This is a genomic window from Canicola haemoglobinophilus (assembly GCF_002015075.1).
Lineage (GTDB): Bacteria > Pseudomonadota > Gammaproteobacteria > Enterobacterales > Pasteurellaceae > Canicola > Canicola haemoglobinophilus.
This window is the reverse complement of sequence record NZ_MUXZ01000032.1, coordinates 23,585-40,284: the sequence shown is the minus strand read 5'-3', so window position 1 is coordinate 40,284 and position 16,700 is coordinate 23,585. Positions and strand designations below refer to the sequence as shown.

18 protein-coding genes are annotated in these 16,700 nt (G+C 33.2%); 6 read left to right on the top strand and 12 right to left on the bottom strand.

Annotated features, from left to right (window positions below; translation table 11 throughout):
- On the top strand, positions 1-256 hold a 256-nt coding region (locus B0186_RS11900), incomplete at its 5' end, for a hypothetical protein (RefSeq protein ID WP_211272439.1).
- A 663-nt stretch (positions 257-919) separates the two neighbouring features.
- Entirely contained in the window at positions 920-1,201 is a 282-nt protein-coding gene (locus tag B0186_RS09535; protein ID WP_078219155.1) for a hypothetical protein, read from the top strand.
- Positions 1,202-1,302: 101 nt separating this feature from the next.
- Here the strand turns inward: B0186_RS09535 and B0186_RS09530 are convergent, their stop codons facing one another.
- Positions 1,303-2,229, bottom strand: coding sequence for a GTP-binding protein (locus tag B0186_RS09530; protein WP_158077976.1), 927 nt, complete (start codon positions 2,227-2,229; stop codon positions 1,303-1,305).
- A 60-nt stretch (positions 2,230-2,289) separates the two neighbouring features.
- The gene (locus B0186_RS09525; protein WP_078219153.1) at positions 2,290-3,348 is read right to left on the bottom strand and encodes an NAD(P)-dependent alcohol dehydrogenase; all 1,059 of its coding nucleotides are present in this window, start codon (positions 3,346-3,348) and stop codon (positions 2,290-2,292) included.
- A 442-nt stretch (positions 3,349-3,790) separates the two neighbouring features.
- Here B0186_RS09525 and B0186_RS09520 point away from each other — a divergent pair, with 442 nt between their 5' ends.
- Both B0186_RS09520 and B0186_RS09515 read left to right on the top strand, forming a co-directional pair.
- Positions 3,791-4,468, top strand: coding sequence for a hypothetical protein (locus tag B0186_RS09520; RefSeq protein ID WP_078219152.1), 678 nt, complete (start codon positions 3,791-3,793; stop codon positions 4,466-4,468).
- 139 nt (positions 4,469-4,607) lie between these two features.
- A complete protein-coding gene (locus tag B0186_RS09515; RefSeq protein WP_078219151.1) occupies positions 4,608-5,306 on the top strand; it encodes a hypothetical protein in 699 nt (232 codons plus the stop codon).
- 35 nt (positions 5,307-5,341) lie between these two features.
- Here the strand turns inward: B0186_RS09515 and B0186_RS09510 are convergent, their stop codons facing one another.
- The 10 genes from B0186_RS09510 to B0186_RS09460 form a co-directional block, all read right to left on the bottom strand.
- Positions 5,342-5,983 carry a HEPN domain-containing protein gene (locus B0186_RS09510; RefSeq protein WP_078219150.1) on the bottom strand — a complete coding sequence of 214 codons (642 nt, stop codon included), beginning with the start codon at positions 5,981-5,983 and terminating at the stop codon, positions 5,342-5,344.
- Between the two features lie 51 nt (positions 5,984-6,034).
- On the bottom strand, positions 6,035-6,220 hold the full coding sequence (locus B0186_RS09505) for a hypothetical protein (RefSeq protein ID WP_078219149.1): 186 nt from the start codon (positions 6,218-6,220) through the stop codon (positions 6,035-6,037).
- 47 nt (positions 6,221-6,267) lie between these two features.
- Positions 6,268-6,786 carry a GNAT family N-acetyltransferase gene (locus B0186_RS09500; protein ID WP_078219148.1) on the bottom strand — a complete coding sequence of 173 codons (519 nt, stop codon included), beginning with the start codon at positions 6,784-6,786 and terminating at the stop codon, positions 6,268-6,270.
- Positions 6,776-7,069 carry an AbrB/MazE/SpoVT family DNA-binding domain-containing protein gene (locus tag B0186_RS09495; protein ID WP_115073361.1) on the bottom strand — a complete coding sequence of 98 codons (294 nt, stop codon included), beginning with the start codon at positions 7,067-7,069 and terminating at the stop codon, positions 6,776-6,778. The genes B0186_RS09500 and B0186_RS09495 overlap by 11 nt, the downstream gene beginning before the upstream one ends.
- Before the next feature lie 412 nt (positions 7,070-7,481).
- On the bottom strand, positions 7,482-9,050 hold the full coding sequence (locus B0186_RS09485) for a dynamin family protein (RefSeq protein ID WP_078219145.1): 1,569 nt from the start codon (positions 9,048-9,050) through the stop codon (positions 7,482-7,484).
- 3 nt (positions 9,051-9,053) lie between these two features.
- Positions 9,054-10,241: a dynamin family protein gene (locus B0186_RS09480; protein WP_078219144.1), complete on the bottom strand. Its 1,188-nt coding sequence runs from the start codon at positions 10,239-10,241 to the stop codon at positions 9,054-9,056.
- A gap of 68 nt (positions 10,242-10,309) precedes the next feature.
- A complete protein-coding gene (locus tag B0186_RS09475) occupies positions 10,310-12,526 on the bottom strand; it encodes a dynamin family protein (RefSeq protein ID WP_078219143.1) in 2,217 nt (738 codons plus the stop codon).
- 12 nt (positions 12,527-12,538) lie between these two features.
- Positions 12,539-13,561 carry a hypothetical protein gene (locus B0186_RS09470; protein WP_143411956.1) on the bottom strand — a complete coding sequence of 341 codons (1,023 nt, stop codon included), beginning with the start codon at positions 13,559-13,561 and terminating at the stop codon, positions 12,539-12,541.
- A 28-nt stretch (positions 13,562-13,589) separates the two neighbouring features.
- On the bottom strand, positions 13,590-14,279 hold the full coding sequence (locus tag B0186_RS09465) for a dynamin family protein (protein ID WP_078219141.1): 690 nt from the start codon (positions 14,277-14,279) through the stop codon (positions 13,590-13,592).
- Positions 14,280-14,324: 45 nt separating this feature from the next.
- The gene (locus tag B0186_RS09460) at positions 14,325-15,224 is read right to left on the bottom strand and encodes a WYL domain-containing protein (protein WP_078219140.1); all 900 of its coding nucleotides are present in this window, start codon (positions 15,222-15,224) and stop codon (positions 14,325-14,327) included.
- A 206-nt stretch (positions 15,225-15,430) separates the two neighbouring features.
- On the opposite strand from B0186_RS09460, the gene B0186_RS09455 reads away from it, so the two are divergent.
- Complete coding sequence (locus B0186_RS09455; RefSeq protein WP_078219139.1) at positions 15,431-15,775, top strand: helix-turn-helix domain-containing protein; 345 nt, start codon at positions 15,431-15,433, stop codon at positions 15,773-15,775.
- 23 nt (positions 15,776-15,798) lie between these two features.
- A complete protein-coding gene (gene xerC, locus B0186_RS09450) occupies positions 15,799-16,686 on the top strand; it encodes a tyrosine recombinase XerC (RefSeq protein WP_078219138.1) in 888 nt (295 codons plus the stop codon).
- Positions 16,687-16,700 lie beyond the last annotated feature (14 nt).

Genomic DNA, 16,700 nt, shown 5'->3' with positions numbered 1-16,700 from the left:
GAATTTGGGACGAGGTCAGAAAAAAATGAAAAGTAAGATTATTTTATTAGTTTATAGTTTTTTTTCTGCTTTTTTTTCTCTTTTTTTTATGTTTGTTATTTTTTCTGTCATTAATAATATTGAGTTTTCTCAAAATATATTCAAGATTGACATTATAAATGACTTTATTTTAGATGTTGTATATATAAAATCTGTTGTTTTTCTAACAATCCTGTTTTTTGTGACATTATATTTTGTATATAGGAGTAAATTATAACTAGTGATGACAATTCAACATCACCAAAGTTGAAAAGTGATGGATATTAATGTGATGTTATCTACTTTGAATACGGAAAAGGTTCAAAATATGATAAAGAAAAAAGACTAAAAGAAAAACTCACCTATAAAATCATTAATGAGCGTTATAGAGAAAAAAAGAGAGAAAAAGATTAGTGTTTTGTAAACTATAAAAGCCCAATATTATTGTTGGGCTTTTATGATGAAATGATGTGTTATAGAAAAATTAATATGAAACCCACCGCACTTGATATACTTAATCACAAAACCCCGATAGCGCCCATGTCCACACGGGTTCTTTAGGATTTTCTTATGAATAGTTTACTTTATTCAATTTTTACAAAATGTTATTTTTAGATGTGTTTAGAAATACGCTACAAAAATAGCTCTTATCTATGACGAGCTTCTTTCACTAATTAGATATAGCAAGGCTCTCGTGTGGTGTGGACACGAGCGCCATCTGGGGGAAAAATTGATTATGAAACTAGAGACTTTAAAATAAAAGGTGAAGTTGATAATTTTAAAATAAAAATGCAATAGTTAAATAAAAAGCAAAAGGATAATTAATAATGATTTTAGTTTCCAAAAAAACACATCTAGTATAAAAGAAAATAAGAAATATCTTTGTTTTGGAATAGATATTTTGTTGGATCTTAATACTATTTATGTACTGATAAGAAGAGATAGTGATTTAACCCCTATATTAGAGAAATTAGATAATTTCTTTATTTATGATGAATGTAATATAAATGAATGGAGCATTACTCAATATCTTAATGGCAAACGGATTAGTCTTATACCCGAATGCTTAAAAAGTTTTGATTGGGATTTATATCATGATGGTTGTCGAGAAAAAGAAAGAGAATTTGAGAGTATTTATTCTAAAATGAAAAATGAATTATTAGATAAATTAGATATGCCTTAATAAAGTTGCTACTTTTATATATGAAATAACCTCGATAGTACCCCCGATAGCGCCAGTGCCCACACTACACGGGTGCTTTAGTATTTTCTTATGAATAGTCATTAGCGAATATTAAATAAGTTTTGAATTAACGCTGGTTTCAAATCCATACCAATCACAACAACCCCTTGATTTTGCATAGGCTCACAGCCTGTTATGGCATATTCATTATCCACTAAATCAAACTTAACCCATTGCTGCTGAATTTGGCAGTAGCCTTTTACTCTGGCGATTTTACCGCAAAGTCCAGTAGTAAGAAGTAATAGACTATGGCTCAGTTGTTCTATGCTGGCGAGATTTATCTGCTCAATGGCTATATTTTCTAATTCCGATTTTTGCTTTTCCGCAATAGGCTTGAATGAAAGGAAAACTTGTTTTTCATCACTTTTGGCATCCACTTTGACTTCACGTTCAAGCAAGCTAAGCCAAGTGTCTGTCTGCCAATTTTGGTAATGTTCTGTTGGGAAAAGCACTTGTGCATTGAGGTTAAGTTCTTGTTGAATGGATAAAAAATCTTCTGTATCTAAGTTTTCCGATTTACTGAGTACCACTGTGCCAGCAACAGCAAGCTGATCTCGAAAATAATCGGCAAATTTTTGTTTACTTTCACGGAAATGTTTTGCATCTACAATCGTAATTGGCGGTGCAAATTGAATTTGTTCGTAAGTAATTTTTTCTAACTGGCGGATAATTTTACTTGGCCATGCTACGCCACTTGGTTCAATAATTAAGTAATCGGGGTTAATTGAATTGGCAATAGTGAGAATAGAATAAGTAAAATCCAAGCCTAATGAACAACAAATACAGCCTTCAGTCAGCTCCCATACTTTGAGATCTTCATTTTGATTTTTAAGCAGCTCGCCGTCAAAACCTAAAGTACCAAATTCATTTTCTACAATAGCAAAACGCTTTCCCGTTTTTTTTATCATTTCTTGAATAAAACTGGTTTTGCCTGAGCCAAGAAAGCCTGATACAAGAATAATTTTCATAAGTGACCCGAAAATAAAATGGAAAAAGAAAGGCTGGAAATATCCAGCCTTATACATAAATTAATCAAGAATGACCACAGGTTTAATGAGATCCGCTGGTTTGTCTTTCATTAACATCACAGCATCTTCTACATGTTTAAAACCATGGAATACATGAGTTAATAATGGTTTCACGTCTAGTTTACCGCATTCAATTAAGCTCGCTAATTTTTCTAAGCGGCGGCGACCTCCCGGCATTAAACCACCATTGATTTGTTTGTGACCCATACCTACGCCCCATTCAACACGAGGAATATTCACATACATACCTTCGCCTAAGTAGTTCACATTACCAATTTTACCACCTGGTTTTAAGCATTTAATCACAGGTTCAAAGGTATCTACTTCACCACCAGCAACAATGGCTTTATCTACGCCTTTGCCGTTAGTGAGTTTCAGTACTTGCTCATCAATAGGGCCATCTTTATAGCTAATAAAATCAGTTGCACCATAGCCACGAGCAACTTCTTGGCATTTTTTGCGTGTGCCAACACAGATAATGCGAGATGCACCGCGTAAGTTTGCGCCAGCAACAGACATTAAACCAACAGGACCGATACCTACCACTAATACTGTATCGCCAAATTGAACATCAGCTAATTCAACGCCATGGAAACCTGTTGGCACCATATCAGAAAGCATACAAGCCTCTTGTGGGCTAATGGAATCTGGTAAATGAGCAAGATTGGCATCTGCCTCATTTACATGGAAAAATTCGCCAAATACGCCGTCTTTAAAGTTGGAGAATTTCCAACCAGAAAGCATACCGCCTGAGTGCATTGCATAACCGCCTTGTGCTTCAACTGAGCCCCAGTCAGGCGTAATTGCCGCAACCATAACACGATCACCAGGTTTGAAATCTTTAACTAATGAACCAACTTCTTCGACCACGCCACAGCCTTCATGGCCTAAGATCATATTGTGTCTTTCACCTAATGCACCAGCCCAAACGGTATGAATATCTGATGTACAAGGTGATAAAGCCAAAGGACGAACGATAGCATCTAATGGACCACAAACTGGACGTTCTTTTTCAATCCAACCTGTTTTACCAATTTCAATCATTGCGAAACCTTTCATAAGTGACTCCTTATTTAATTTAAATTAACAATTTTAAGTTTTGTTTCTTTGCTGATGAGATCAACAAAGAGAAAAGGGGAGAAGTGCGGTTAGTTTTATATATCGACCAAAATAATGGTTTTATGGATTTTGTGGAAAAACCAACCTCTTTATAAAATGAATATTCCGAGAAATGATTAAAATGAAATAAATGATCCGTGCGTATTCTACTCTATACTCCAAATGAAAAAGAAGTATTTAAAGAAGATTTTTGCTAAGAAAGTGAATAAAGTTTGTTTTAAATCAAGGTGTTTAATTATTGTAAAAAAAATGTTTTAAAGTTGTTTTTAGAGAAAGACGGTAATAAGAGATATTTTCTATACGACATATCCTGTCGCTAAAAATTTTATACTTTATTGTATAGTGTTAAATAGCTCATCATTTATAATCAGGGGAATGCTCAATGAATACCATACTTGAAAATAACCTTATGCTACCTTATCAGTTTGTCATTTTAACCAAAGATAAAACTTCAAGTAATAAACTCTCCAAAATGGAGATACTTTCTTATGCGGAGTTTGTTTCAATAAGCGCTCAAATAAAACCAGCGATTACCTTTTTTATTATGAATACCCCACTTGATGTTGAATGGGTTGCTCACTTTAGGCCTATGTCAGAATCCTTTTATGTAATAACCATAAATGACATGATTAATCCTTACAAATATCAACATGCAGCGGATGGTGTGATAGATCTTCAAGAAGAACAACTGCCAGATTTTTATCAAGCCATTTCATCTATTTGTATTAATTACGGCATTATCCAAATTGATCTTATGGACTTTAGGCGATGCTTAGAGGGACAGATTAGCAAGCTATATACCTACAAATTAAATGAAGGTAATTTAGAAAGCAGCTTGCACAAGTTCCTGGATATGAACAAACAAAACTTATTTAATGCAAAAAGTATTCTAGCGGTTATAACAACAGGCTTAGCCTTAAAATTAGAGCAGTTTGTAATGATAGGCGAAGAAATCCAGCAGTATGCCCCCAATACTATTGTCAACATGGCAACAGGGCTAGAAATAAATGAAACAGAAAATAATGATTTATTTTCGCTCAGTATTTTTATTGGAAAATAGCTGAAAACTGACCGCACTTTTAGAAAGGATATGCCCTAGCATAAAATTTTTCTACCCGACACAACCTGTCGCAGATGATTGGATAATTTATTTTATAATGCAAAACAATTAATTAACCAAACAACTTAGGAGCTAAGTTATGAGCAATGAACTTAAATATGATTTCTCTCAACCTTATCAATTTTTAGTCCTTGAGCATGAAGAAAATGCTGATACAGATGCAATGTTAATGGACGATGACCATTTTTCTAAAATGGAAATGTTATCTCATGATGCATTTGTAGAAAGAACAACTCAAACAAAGGCTCAAGTAGCATTTTTGATACTCAATTCATCATTAGATTTGGAACTTGTAAAGGATTTCAAACAAAGCGCAGAGCATTTATATGTTGTGACCTTAAATGACAATATCAATACGGATAATTATCAAGCAACTGTGAATGGCATAATTCATCTTCAAGCCGAGCAATTACCTAAATTCTATCAAGCCATTTCATCTATTTTTATTAATTCCGGTTTAATTAATATTGGTAAAAAAGATGCCATAAATTGCTTAGAACAACGTATTAGTCATTTATACTCAGCTGAACTAAATGTAAATAATCTTGAAATAGAACTAGATAAGTTTGTTAGCAAACATGAACAAAACTTAGCCGAAGCAACAAACCTATTAATTGTTCTTACCACAGATACCTCACTAACATTAGAGCAATTTGCGTTAATTACCGAAAAAATTGGAGAAACCGCATCAAATGCACAAAATATTGTTGTAGGCACAGGCCTTGACGTTGAGCAAGTTGAAAATGTCTTTTTAGTTGATGTATTAGCTGGAAAATAATCGTAAAACAAGCCGCACTTTTGATGCGGCTTGTTTTAATCTTGAATGACGGGATAGAAAGGTTTTCCCCAATCAATTTTAGCATGATTATCTAACATGATTTTTAGCATAGCAGGGATAACAAAAGATAAAATTGCACAGCCATCTTTGAGCTGACTACGATTTACAGAGCTTTGGTAAGTAGAACCGCCATGTACAATTTGATTGCGTAACGTATATAAACGGCTAAACATCACACCTAAAATCTGTGCTGTTTTTTGATTTTCTAAGGCTGAAAGAATTTTTTCTCGCTCACGAATTTCAGCAAGTTGATATTCTTTTTGTGTAATTTTATCGTTATGAAAATCCCAAAAAGGTTGAAAAACAAATTGATTATTTAATAACAAACGAATTGAGCTTGAGAATTTTTTCCAGACTAAGTCATAAATCTGTTGTTCTTTATCAAAAGAACAAATACGTATTAAAAATTCATTGCCGATAGCACGATCCGTTGCATTGTCAATTTCTCTCGCATAGGCAGCATTAAACGCAATCCACAAGGAAATAAATTTCATATCCAAATCTTCTTCCGCTTCAGCTTTACTCAACCAACTTAAAGAGCGGTGTATTCTTAAGCGGAAGTTATCATGGTACTGATCTCGATTTTCTTTATATTGGTTTTTTAAGTTATTTAGCATGGTTTTTCCTTGTCCAAAAAGGTCTCAGAGACGTGGGATATTACACTTAATCTAGGGGGTTAATGATCCGATGAATTCATTTAGTTTACTTAGGATCTTCTCTTTTCTTCTTTTTTCTTCAGCTAAATCACGTTTTTCCAACACCACTTTTGTTGGGTTTTCTAAGGAGTGAATTAACTTATCCACTTCTTTATCATCTGCAATGACAAAATTTCGACTAAATGAACTGGTTGCCATAGATTTTCTCCTTGTTGAGTTATCCGAGTATCAGACGTTATTTTATGCTAATACACTAAAGAGAGCAAAACCGCTTTTATCGTTTGGAAAGGTAAAATTAAAGAAAGAGGTTCATCAATTAAAGGCGTAGCACCAAAAGATTGATACCAACTAGCCACTTGTTGATCTTTCGCTTCAATGAGCAACCCAACACCGCCAACTTGTTCTGCAACAAGCATACAGCGTTGAGCTGCTTTTAATAATAATTGCCCACCTAATCCTTTTCCTTGTGCATTTTTATCCACAGCTAAACGAGCAAGTGTAAATAAAGGAATTTGATGAGAACCAAAACGCTTGCTTAAATGCGAAGGGACTTTCTGCGGAGAAATAGCACTAAGCGTAATAGTATAAAAACCTATGATTTGCTCAGTATGATTATCAATGGCTACATAGGTTTTAGAGGAATTTCTATCCTGAGATTGACGAGCATATTTTTGTAAAAACTGATTAAGATCAGCATTACCACAATCAAAGTTTACTCGATTATGTTGCTTAGATAATTTTTCCTCTCGCCAATTAAAGCTCATGATAATTTTCCTTCAAGGCTTGGGCTGCTTTAAGTAAACGATCATTAGGTTTAGGCGGATTATCCAGTAAATCGCTGATTAGTTGCCAATCTTGTGGAGAAAATTGACGCTCTTTAATAGCTGCATTTTTATAGACAGGCTCAAAAACTAATTTCGATTGATCAGAAGAGACGACCAAACGTAAGGCATCACCTTCAGTCAAGTTAAATTTAGCCAAAAGCGTTTTAGGTAGGCGAACAGCGGTACTATTTCCCCATTTACTAATCGTTAATTGTTCCAACATAACAACCTCTTGTATATTCATTGGTAGATACATTGAATTTTAATGGAGTGGGGGGATTAGTCAATGAATAAAATTCAATTTATTAAAAACACTTTAATATTCTAGAAAATAGGCGTTTTCTTAATAGAATGCATAAACTTCTCTAAAGTACTTAATTCCACTAACTTGGTTTTTTCCCCACATTTAGGACAATGTTTTTCTAACGCAGGAATACAATCTGATTTTATGATGAAGTTATTCTGCCATTTACAGTGAGGGCAGGTTTCTATTAAGGGGTTTTGAAAGGGGATCATTGCTTAGCTCCTTCTTTGATTTGGAAATGTTTTATATTGTTATGTTTAGTTCTGAAATAGAGCGGATCCTTTTAATTTTATACAACTTAAAATTATTTGGAACCACTCTAAAGTTTATGTCAATCTCGTTCATTCCCGCCTAAAAGCCAACTCCAAGCCTTAATTGTTGATCTAGATGGTGCATTGCTATCTTGATTTTTATTCTTTTCAGAAAATGAATTCAAAGCCTGATTAACCTGATTAAAAAGAGGTTTATGGAAAGGGAAAAGCCAAGAGTCTATAGTTGTTATATCCTTTTCCTGATTGCCTGAACTTGAGTTTACTGCTTCTGTTGCAACTGAAGATCTTTCTGTATTTTTATGATTTACAGTCTTATGTTTATGTCTCGAAGATGCTTTGGAGTTAGTTGCTTTTTGAAAATCATCATCCTTAAAGTGCGGTACATAATTCACATCTTCTAAATCTAATACTTTGCGTTTAGAAGAATTTTCTTGAATATGGAATACATTATTAATTGCTTTTTCAAGTTTTAGTATAACCTCTTCCAATAATTCAAATTGTTTACGAGTGTTGTACACGGAAAGATGCCTTCTTAACTGACGGCGAACAATTTCTTTGCCTGACCAATCTCCTTTATCTAGCAATTTTCGTATATATTGGAATTCTTTTATTTTGGTTAAAATCGCTACTTGATACATACGATCAACTTCAAATAATTTATGTAAAATTTGATGATGTTTATTTACTCTGGTATTTACGCTTTCTAAAAAGCCAAATAAGGCTGTTTTGCGATAGGCAATTTCAGTTTTTAATATTGAACTGTATGCAGAAATACCTTCCACTTCAATATCATAATCAATTAAAGTATCTTCGACTGTATCAAGAACATCTTCAATACTCGATTTTGGTCTAAGATCTGCTTTATTTAAAACTACATAAATTTTCTTCTTATCATTCTCAGATAATTGTGTTAAGAAATCTAAGTCTGTTTTAGGAATAGTTCCATTAGCATCTAAACCAATAAGCCATATTAAAATATCCGCACTTTTAGAATAATTCTTAGCGACATAAATATCTTCACCGGTAAATCCCATGTGGGTTTCTGATGGGTTATATCCTGGAGTATCAATGAAACAGAGGTGCTTAAATTTCATCGGCAAAGAGATAAAAACATTTGGCATGATGTCTCTTAAGTTAAATTTAAAACTCTGTAAAAATTTATGTGAAAGATTTGTATAAAAATCAGGTGAAATTTTTAATAAGTCAACTTTAGCACCTTTATGATTAAAGGCATTGATGGAAATAGATAAATCTTTACTGTCCATTACATAAGTAGGGATTGCTGTTGTTGGCTGAATTCCACTAGGTAAGTGCAGGGTATCTATATTAAAGAAACTACTAATAAACTCCGATTTCCCCGCACTAAATCCACCTGCAATAGCTATTGTTTTTTTACTATAAAATTCAGGCTCTGAAGCAACAAGATTTAATTCCTTACCTATTTCTTGTAATTTGAGAATTGCTTGAGCTTCTTCTTTTAAAGAAGATTCTTGGTTAGCAAAAGAGATAAAATCATTTTGAATTAAACGAAAATATTCATTGGCTTGATTATTTTCGAATTTAGCATTAAGTAGTAAAGAAATAAGATCTTCTTTTAAGCGAAGTTCTTTTAATTCATTTTCTTGCATAGTTTAAAAAATCCCAATATATAGTAAGAAAAATATGATAAGAAGAATAATGATGATATGAGTTAGCTTAAACTGTGTTTTAGGTTCGACTTCAATTTCTTTATTCTTCTTAGTTTCTTTTAATAAAGGTGCATTAAATGCTTTTTCTAAAGATAAATAAATATTATCAAAGATTTTATTAAGTTCCATTTGGGTTGCTTTTGAAAGTTTATTATCTTCAATAATCATTTCTTTAATTTGAGTAATTTTATTTAAAACAACATCTTCTTTAGTTTGTAAATTAGCTTTGCCATATTCCTCAAAAAATTCACTTAAAGATTTTTTGTTGTAAGCATATTCTTGCTGATTAATAGATGAATAAGCGCTAATACCTTCATACTCAATATCAAAATCATCTAGTAGCTCAACAACATTATTCATTATGTCTTCTATTGACGACAATGGGCGAAGATCAGCTTTATTTAATATGATATAGAGTGGTTTAGATTGTTTTTCTTGTATATTTTGTAAAAACTCAATATCACTTTTAGATATTGTTCCATTTACATCAATACCAACGACCCAAATTAATATGTCGGCTTTTTGTGAAAAATCAAAAGCAGATTGATTATCTTCATTGGTATAACCACCAGTTGATGATGGATTGTATCCTGGCGTATCAAGCAAGCAGATATTTTTATAAGTTAATGGCGTAGATAAGCAAAGATAAGGCATTATGCTTTTAATATTAAATTCAACATCATTTAAGAATTTATGAGAAAATTTTTCATAAATATTTTTATCTATATCCGTTAAATTAACAAAACCACCCTCCAGAAACTGCTTTGCATAAACCGCATTTTCATTACTATCAATAATATAAGTTGGAATTGCCGTAGTAGGTTCAATGCTCGTTGGTAAATGAATATCTTTATTGCAAAATAAACTGCTAATAAATTCTGATTTACCGGCACTAAAACTGCCTGCAACAGCAATTTTCTTATTCTCGTGTAGTTTTGGTAATGTGGCGAACTCTTTTAGTAAGTCGCCGATATTTAACAATTCTTTATAAAAAGTTACCGCTCTTTTTAGTTTGTTGACCTCTGTAAACTGGACAAAATCTTGATTAATAATTGATAAATATTGGTTAATATGCTCAGAGTAGTTTTGTGGTAATAAAACCTCAGTTACAATTTGATGCTTTAAAGTCATGGATAAGTCCGCCGTCTTTTAGAAAAATAGGTATAGAAATAAGATTATTTCTATACCAAATAGAGTAATTAGATTTGATTTAATTCATCACGCATTGTTTGGAATTCTTTAATTCTTGCTTCAGAATTTTGAATATCTCTTTTCAGGTTTTCTAGTTTTTCTTCGAAAGTGCTAATAAATAATCTTGATAAATGAATTCTTTGCAATTTCTTCTTTAAATCCTGAATATAATCATCAATTTGATTTTGGATATTACTTTCTAATTCAGAAATATATTCTCTAGCCTCTTGTAAGAATTTATCCCCCTCATAGCCTCTTAATTCGCCATATTTATCCAAACTAGAAGGCATAGAATCTAGTTCAAATTCTGCCCTAGGCAATTTATCTAATACTTGATTTAATATGTTTTCAATTCGTTTTGGACTGAAATTATCCTTATCAAGTACATATAATTGACTTCTCAATTCTTTATTGAGTACATCTTTAGCATCTTCTATAACAGAATTGGCTTTTTTAGTGAGCTGAGAATTTAAGATGTCTAAAATAGTTAAAATGGATTCACGAACTGGCGTTGCTCTAACATAACTATATTCATCTCTTACAGTACGATAACGGGTTTCATAGATACTTCTTGTATCTCCCCAAGTCCAAGGCTTATACCAAGTTGATGTGCTTTCTTCTCCCACCTTAACTTCGTAAGATTCACTACGTTCTGTATAACCTTTTTCGGTTGATCCTCTAACAAATTTATTCATTTGTTGCTGGAGGCTTATTTTTAGACCTGAAGCTAGTCTATCTCGTAGATTTGTTGAATGAGTTTGATATGTTGATGACACAATATCATTCACAGAGGTTTTGAGCGTAGCAAAACGAGCTTGCTCTTCGATTAATGTTTCAATGGTACAATTTTTTAGTTCATATTCTTTATCTCGTAACAGATTTTGTAAGAGTTCAATCATATTCGTTAAAGCATTAGATTGAGCTTGTTGATATTTCGTGGTTTTTTCCGCGATGATTTCAGTTTTTTTCTGATGAACAATATCTAGCACTTTTTGTACGCTGTCCGTATTAGATAGCATATTCAATGTTGATAAACTCTTCGTTTGAGTTGAAAACTCTTGCGGAAATTTGCCACTTAGCAATTTATAAACATGTTGTTGTGTTTCGTCCCATTTTTCTGGCTGTGCTAAATATTTAGCCAATCCATAACAGGCTCCAGAAGTGAGAATTAACTCATTTTGACAAAATTGGTCAAAAATAGGCTCCATATCAGGATATTTCTGTTTCTCTTGGGATAGGGTATCTGTTGCATGTTTGCCTAAAGTTGTGCGTATATTTGCTAAGATACTTTGAATATTGTGATCGCCATATTCATTACCAAATAGCTGATTATCACATTGGCTAGCCACTAAATAGACATGCCCGATAGCTTTGGACGTTGTCATGTTTGACATTAACGCTGTATCTTGCTCGGATAAAAACTGTCCAGCTGGAGATACCATTAATACCACATCACATTGGCTTAGAAGATCTTCTGTGCGTTTGCCTCGAGATTGAACAGGATCATTAATTCCCGGAGTATCTACAATCTCTAACCCCTCTAATTTTGGCTCTGGAAGATAAAGTGTAACAGATTTGGTAAATGGCATATATTTACCATTTGCTCCCACAAAGTCTGATAGTTTTTGATTAAGTTCAGACATTGAATCAGCATAAATATCACGATATTCATTTAAGCTACTGACGGAAGTAATCCCTGATTTCGAAATTCGCTCATATTGATCCGCACTTGCAGCATAAGGGGAGTCCTTTATTCTACGTTCTGCCCGTCTTTTGGCTTTTGCTGGATCTGATCTTTTCGGATCTTTCTTTTTTTCAGCCTCCATTTCTTCAGCTTCTAAGCGTTTGAAGTTCTGTTGATATTGTTGATGTTCTTCCTTTAATTTTCTTATATCTTCATCAGTGAAAAAATCAACTTCGGCACGCATTTCTTGGCTATATTTCATAATTGTTAATGCGGCTGTCATTGGTGTTGCTGCTTTAGGTAAAACATCTTCACCATCAAATACAAGAGCATTTAATAATGAGCTTTTACCAGCTTTAACTCGTCCTACAATACCAATTCGCAATAATTTATTATCATCTTGGTACTCTTTTAACAGTTTCTCAATAGTCTCGACAGACTCTAGTTCTCTATTTCGTTTAATCTCGGAATAAAGATCGCTTTCATGTTTATATTTATTCGCAAAGTCTTCAAAATGCTTTACTTTAGTTAATAAAGACATAATTAATCTCCCTTATTTTAGATATTGTTGTTTTAAATTAGCTAGTTGAGATAACACGGTTTCAAGTTGTTGAATATTTTGCTCAATAGAAGCTCGATCTTTATTTTTCACTTCTAAAGCGTCTTTTTGTGCCGTTTGAGCTGATTTCAGTTGTTGATTAAATTCATTTGCAATAGTTGCAACCATGCTTTCTAAGGCGTTAGTTAAAATTTTAGGAATTTCACGTTCAAGGCTACTTTTTATTTTCATGACAATATCTTTAGCAATAATGTCCTCAATTTTATAAATAGCCTCTTGTCTTGCAGCTTCTGCTTTGTATCTTTCATCATTAGAAGAGCCAAATAGACTGTTCCAGATACTACCTATTATAGGTATTGCATTTAATACATCTAAAACTTTTTTGAGAATAGCTCCAACTGTTCCTGCAAGTAATCCAATTAGAGTTGCTATACCAGAAGTTATTTCTCCAAGATCTATACTCGTATCAGATTTCTCAATATCTTTTTGAATTTTAGCCACGATGTCATCAACAAGGTTAGGATCAAATTCTTTTAAGAAATTTAATGAATCAATTTCTGATTGGAAATCATAAATTGCCTTATCACTCATTTCTTTTAAATATTTTTTTAACTCACATGAGAGATTATTTCTTACTGTTTCATTGAGCTCCTCTTGGAATTGATATTTGTTATTTAATGCCAATTGAGCTAAGTATTCTCTTCTATCCATAATAGTCTCAGTGACTTTATTGATAATAAAATATTTTGCTTGCTCGGTATTTTGTGATCTGACTTCCTGAATAGCATTTTGTTTTTGTTGTTCTATTCTTTGAAATCCTTCTTCAATTTCTTTAATTGCTAATTCAAGAACTTCTGAGTCTCTTTGTAAATGGTTAATATATTTTTTTATCAGTTTTTCTGACTCAATATAATTATCATCTAATTCCTCTAAAAAGACCTTTTTAAACAATTCATTTGGGTTAATTGATTGAATAATTTTCTTCAGATTTTCACCACTATTGTTATCTAATAACACAACATTTTCGTCAAAATTATCAATGACATCATGTAATTGATTTAATCTCTTCAACTTGAGATGGTGCTTTTAAATTTGTTTTACTCAAGCAGAATGAGAACCCTTTGTTAATTCCATTAATTATGCTTAATTCATCTAGGATATTTCCTTGTAACGTACCTTGAGTTTCAACAGAACTTAAGAAAATAAAAAATATACCTTTGGCTGTATAATCCATAATTACAGAGTTATGACCTTGTACTGGTGAACTATATCCCGGCATATCAACTAGAACTAATGGTTGAATATCTTTTAGGTTTTGGTTATTTAGATAAATCTTAAGATAGCGGTACTCTTCAGATTTGATTTTTTGTTTAATTACGTCAAAATCAGTTAGATTATATTTATCTATTCTGTTATTTGCTGTTACCGCTTCAATATAATCAGTTGTACTGTATCTTAATTCTGCAGGTAATGCGGTTTCTGGTTGAATTCCAATTGGCAGAATATTTCCACCTAGAAAAGAGTTAATTAATGAGCTTTTCCCTGCACTAAAGCCACCTACGATAGGTACGATTAACTCAGTACTTTTAATTTTTTGTTGAAGTGATTTAAGTTTTTCAATTTGGCTAAATGCTTGACCATCTTCTTTTTTCTGAATGACAGAAATAGGAGAAATAACATTCTCTACTTTTTCAGTATATTCAATAAAATTTTTTTGATTTTCTAAAATAAACATAATTTCCTCACTTAAGGTTAACTAATTGTGTTGTATTGAATTCGACTATTTTATACTTTTGTGGCTAGAGAGATACAGTTGCAATTTCTCTAACATTTTATTTTGCATTTCACTCGGACTAATAATCACTAAGTGCGGTATCCAATATTGCACAAGTGGAACTATGTCGAGTTCGTTGACATTTTCGCTGGAGAGAATCAGTTCTCCGTTTTCGGATTTATGTACTAATTTTTGGTTTGGGAGTAGGTTTCGGCGTAAAAAATAAGGTGCTGCGTAAGCGGACACTTTAATTAAAATTTCGCTGATTTGATTGCCGTGAGAAATACTGTCATTGTTTTGAATTTCCTCAATCAGCTTTTGATTAGGTTCAAACTGCTCTGCCAAAATTTGCAAATGGCTCATTTGAGTAAAACAAAAGGTTTTTTGTTTGTTTTGCTCGGTGCCGATTAAATACCAAATGCCATTTTTGTTGGTAAGACTATAAGGACAAACTTGGTAGAATTTGCTTTGCTTAGTGCTGTTTTTGTAATAACTAAAACTGATCACTTGATGATTTTTAATGGCTTGATTGAGTTGTTCAAACTCTTTTTCTTTGCCATTAATATCTTCATATTGCAGCCCTTTTACTTGGATACTTTGTAGTAATTTTTCTTGGTAAAAAGTGCGGTCGATTTTGGGAAATAAATCAGATACGCTGGCAAAAACAGCAAAACGTTGAATATCTTCTTCAGTGAGAAAACCTGATTTTTGGCGATCTAATTGATAGTAGCGTGGGCCTTCCTCTTTCCAATGTAAAAAATTGAGGCGATCTTTGAAATCACGTTGAATTGTACGAATGGAAGTCTCAAAATCTTCAGCAAGTTGGTTAATATCAAGACGTATCCCCTGATTGAGTTTATTTAGAATTATACTAATTCTTTTGGCTAATATTTCGTTTTTCTTCATTCTTTGTGTTCCTTCTTGTTAAGGATGGTATAACTTTACCAGACTCGAAATTGCATTGCATGTCAGGTTGTGTCGTCTTGAAAAAATTTTTTAAAAATTTTGAGAAAATAGAATTATAGACTTTTTACATCTAATGTAAGTATGATTGGCTATTTATAGATAAAAGTCAATGTCTATTATTTCCCCATTCTAACGAGGGGAAAGCGATGACAGATAAAAATCGACAGTTGATGGAACAAATTGGTCAGGCGATTGCAAAATATCGGCAAGCAAGCGGTTTAACACAAGCTCAATTAGCGGAAATTTTGGATATGAGCAATGATGCAGTATCTCGTATGGAGCGGGGTAAAACCACGCCAACAGTGTTGCGTTTAGTAGAACTATCCGAGATTTTTCATTGTGAGGTAGCAGATTTGCTCACAGATAGTAGTAATCGAACTATGGATCAAGCCAGAACATTGGAGCGTTTATTGAGCCAATTAGATCATGGAGAAAGAAGTGAGTTTTTGGCACTCGTTGAACGTTTGGTAAAATGGAAACTGAAAGATTAATCAAGCAAATGTAGAGGCAAATTATGGAGCATCTGTTGCAAAAATATTACAACTACTTGCGTATTGAACGGCAACTTAGTCCACATACGCTCATCAATTACCAGCGCCAGTTGGAAAAAGTTGTGATGATTTTGCGACAGAATGATATTCAATCTTGGCAACAGATTACGCCAAGTGTAGTACGTTTTGTGTTAGCTCAAAGTCGTAAGGACGGGCTACATGAAAAAAGTTTGGCATTACGCTTATCCGCATTGCGCCAATTTTTAAGTTATTTGGTTGTGCAAGGGGAATTACAAGTTAATCCAGCCACAGGCATTTCCGCACCAAAACAAGGGAAACATCTCCCAAAAAATCTGGATGTGGAACAGGTTCAACAGTTGCTTAATAATGCGAGTAAAGAGCCTATTGATTTGCGTGATAAAGCCATGATGGAATTGATGTATAGCTCGGGTTTGCGTTTGTCTGAGTTGCAAGGCTTGAATTTGAATAGTATCAATCTGCGCTCGCGTGAGGTTCGTGTCATTGGTAAAGGAAACAAAGAGCGAATTTTACCTTTTGGGCGTTATGCTTCCCATGCAATCCAACAATGGTTAAAAGTGCGGTTGTTATTTAATCCAAAAGATGATGCTTTGTTTGTGAGTCAATTAGGTAATCGCATTTCTCACAATTCTATTCAAAAACGTATGGGAATTTGGGGTATTCGCCAAGGCTTAAACGGACATCTGCACCCCCATAAATTACGCCATTCTTTTGCCACTCACATGTTGGAAAATAGTTCAGATTTGCGTGCGGTACAAGAATTATTGGGGCATAGCAATTTATCTACTACCCAGATTTATACCCATTTGGATTTTCAACATTTAGCGCAGGTTTATGATAGTGCGCATCCTCGTGCAAAACGCAAGAAATAATCACAGGAAAACGA

Coding starts and splice junctions, on each gene's coding strand:
- B0186_RS09530 (WP_158077976.1), bottom strand. CDS start 2,229: ATGAAAATTATTCTTGTATCAGGCTTTCTTGGCTCAGGCAAAACCAGT.
- B0186_RS09525 (WP_078219153.1), bottom strand. CDS start 3,348: ATGAAAGGTTTCGCAATGATTGAAATTGGTAAAACAGGTTGGATTGAA.
- B0186_RS09520 (WP_078219152.1), top strand. CDS start 3,791: ATGAATACCATACTTGAAAATAACCTTATGCTACCTTATCAGTTTGTC.
- B0186_RS09515 (WP_078219151.1), top strand. CDS start 4,608: ATGAGCAATGAACTTAAATATGATTTCTCTCAACCTTATCAATTTTTA.
- B0186_RS09510 (WP_078219150.1), bottom strand. CDS start 5,983: ATGCTAAATAACTTAAAAAACCAATATAAAGAAAATCGAGATCAGTAC.
- B0186_RS09505 (WP_078219149.1), bottom strand. CDS start 6,220: ATGGCAACCAGTTCATTTAGTCGAAATTTTGTCATTGCAGATGATAAA.
- B0186_RS09500 (WP_078219148.1), bottom strand. CDS start 6,786: ATGAGCTTTAATTGGCGAGAGGAAAAATTATCTAAGCAACATAATCGA.
- B0186_RS09495 (WP_115073361.1), bottom strand. CDS start 7,069: ATGTTGGAACAATTAACGATTAGTAAATGGGGAAATAGTACCGCTGTT.
- B0186_RS09485 (WP_078219145.1), bottom strand. CDS start 9,050: ATGCAAGAAAATGAATTAAAAGAACTTCGCTTAAAAGAAGATCTTATT.
- B0186_RS09480 (WP_078219144.1), bottom strand. CDS start 10,241: ATGACTTTAAAGCATCAAATTGTAACTGAGGTTTTATTACCACAAAAC.
- B0186_RS09475 (WP_078219143.1), bottom strand. CDS start 12,526: ATGTCTTTATTAACTAAAGTAAAGCATTTTGAAGACTTTGCGAATAAA.
- B0186_RS09465 (WP_078219141.1), bottom strand. CDS start 14,279: ATGTTTATTTTAGAAAATCAAAAAAATTTTATTGAATATACTGAAAAA.
- B0186_RS09460 (WP_078219140.1), bottom strand. CDS start 15,224: ATGAAGAAAAACGAAATATTAGCCAAAAGAATTAGTATAATTCTAAAT.
- B0186_RS09455 (WP_078219139.1), top strand. CDS start 15,431: ATGACAGATAAAAATCGACAGTTGATGGAACAAATTGGTCAGGCGATT.
- xerC (WP_078219138.1), top strand. CDS start 15,799: ATGGAGCATCTGTTGCAAAAATATTACAACTACTTGCGTATTGAACGG.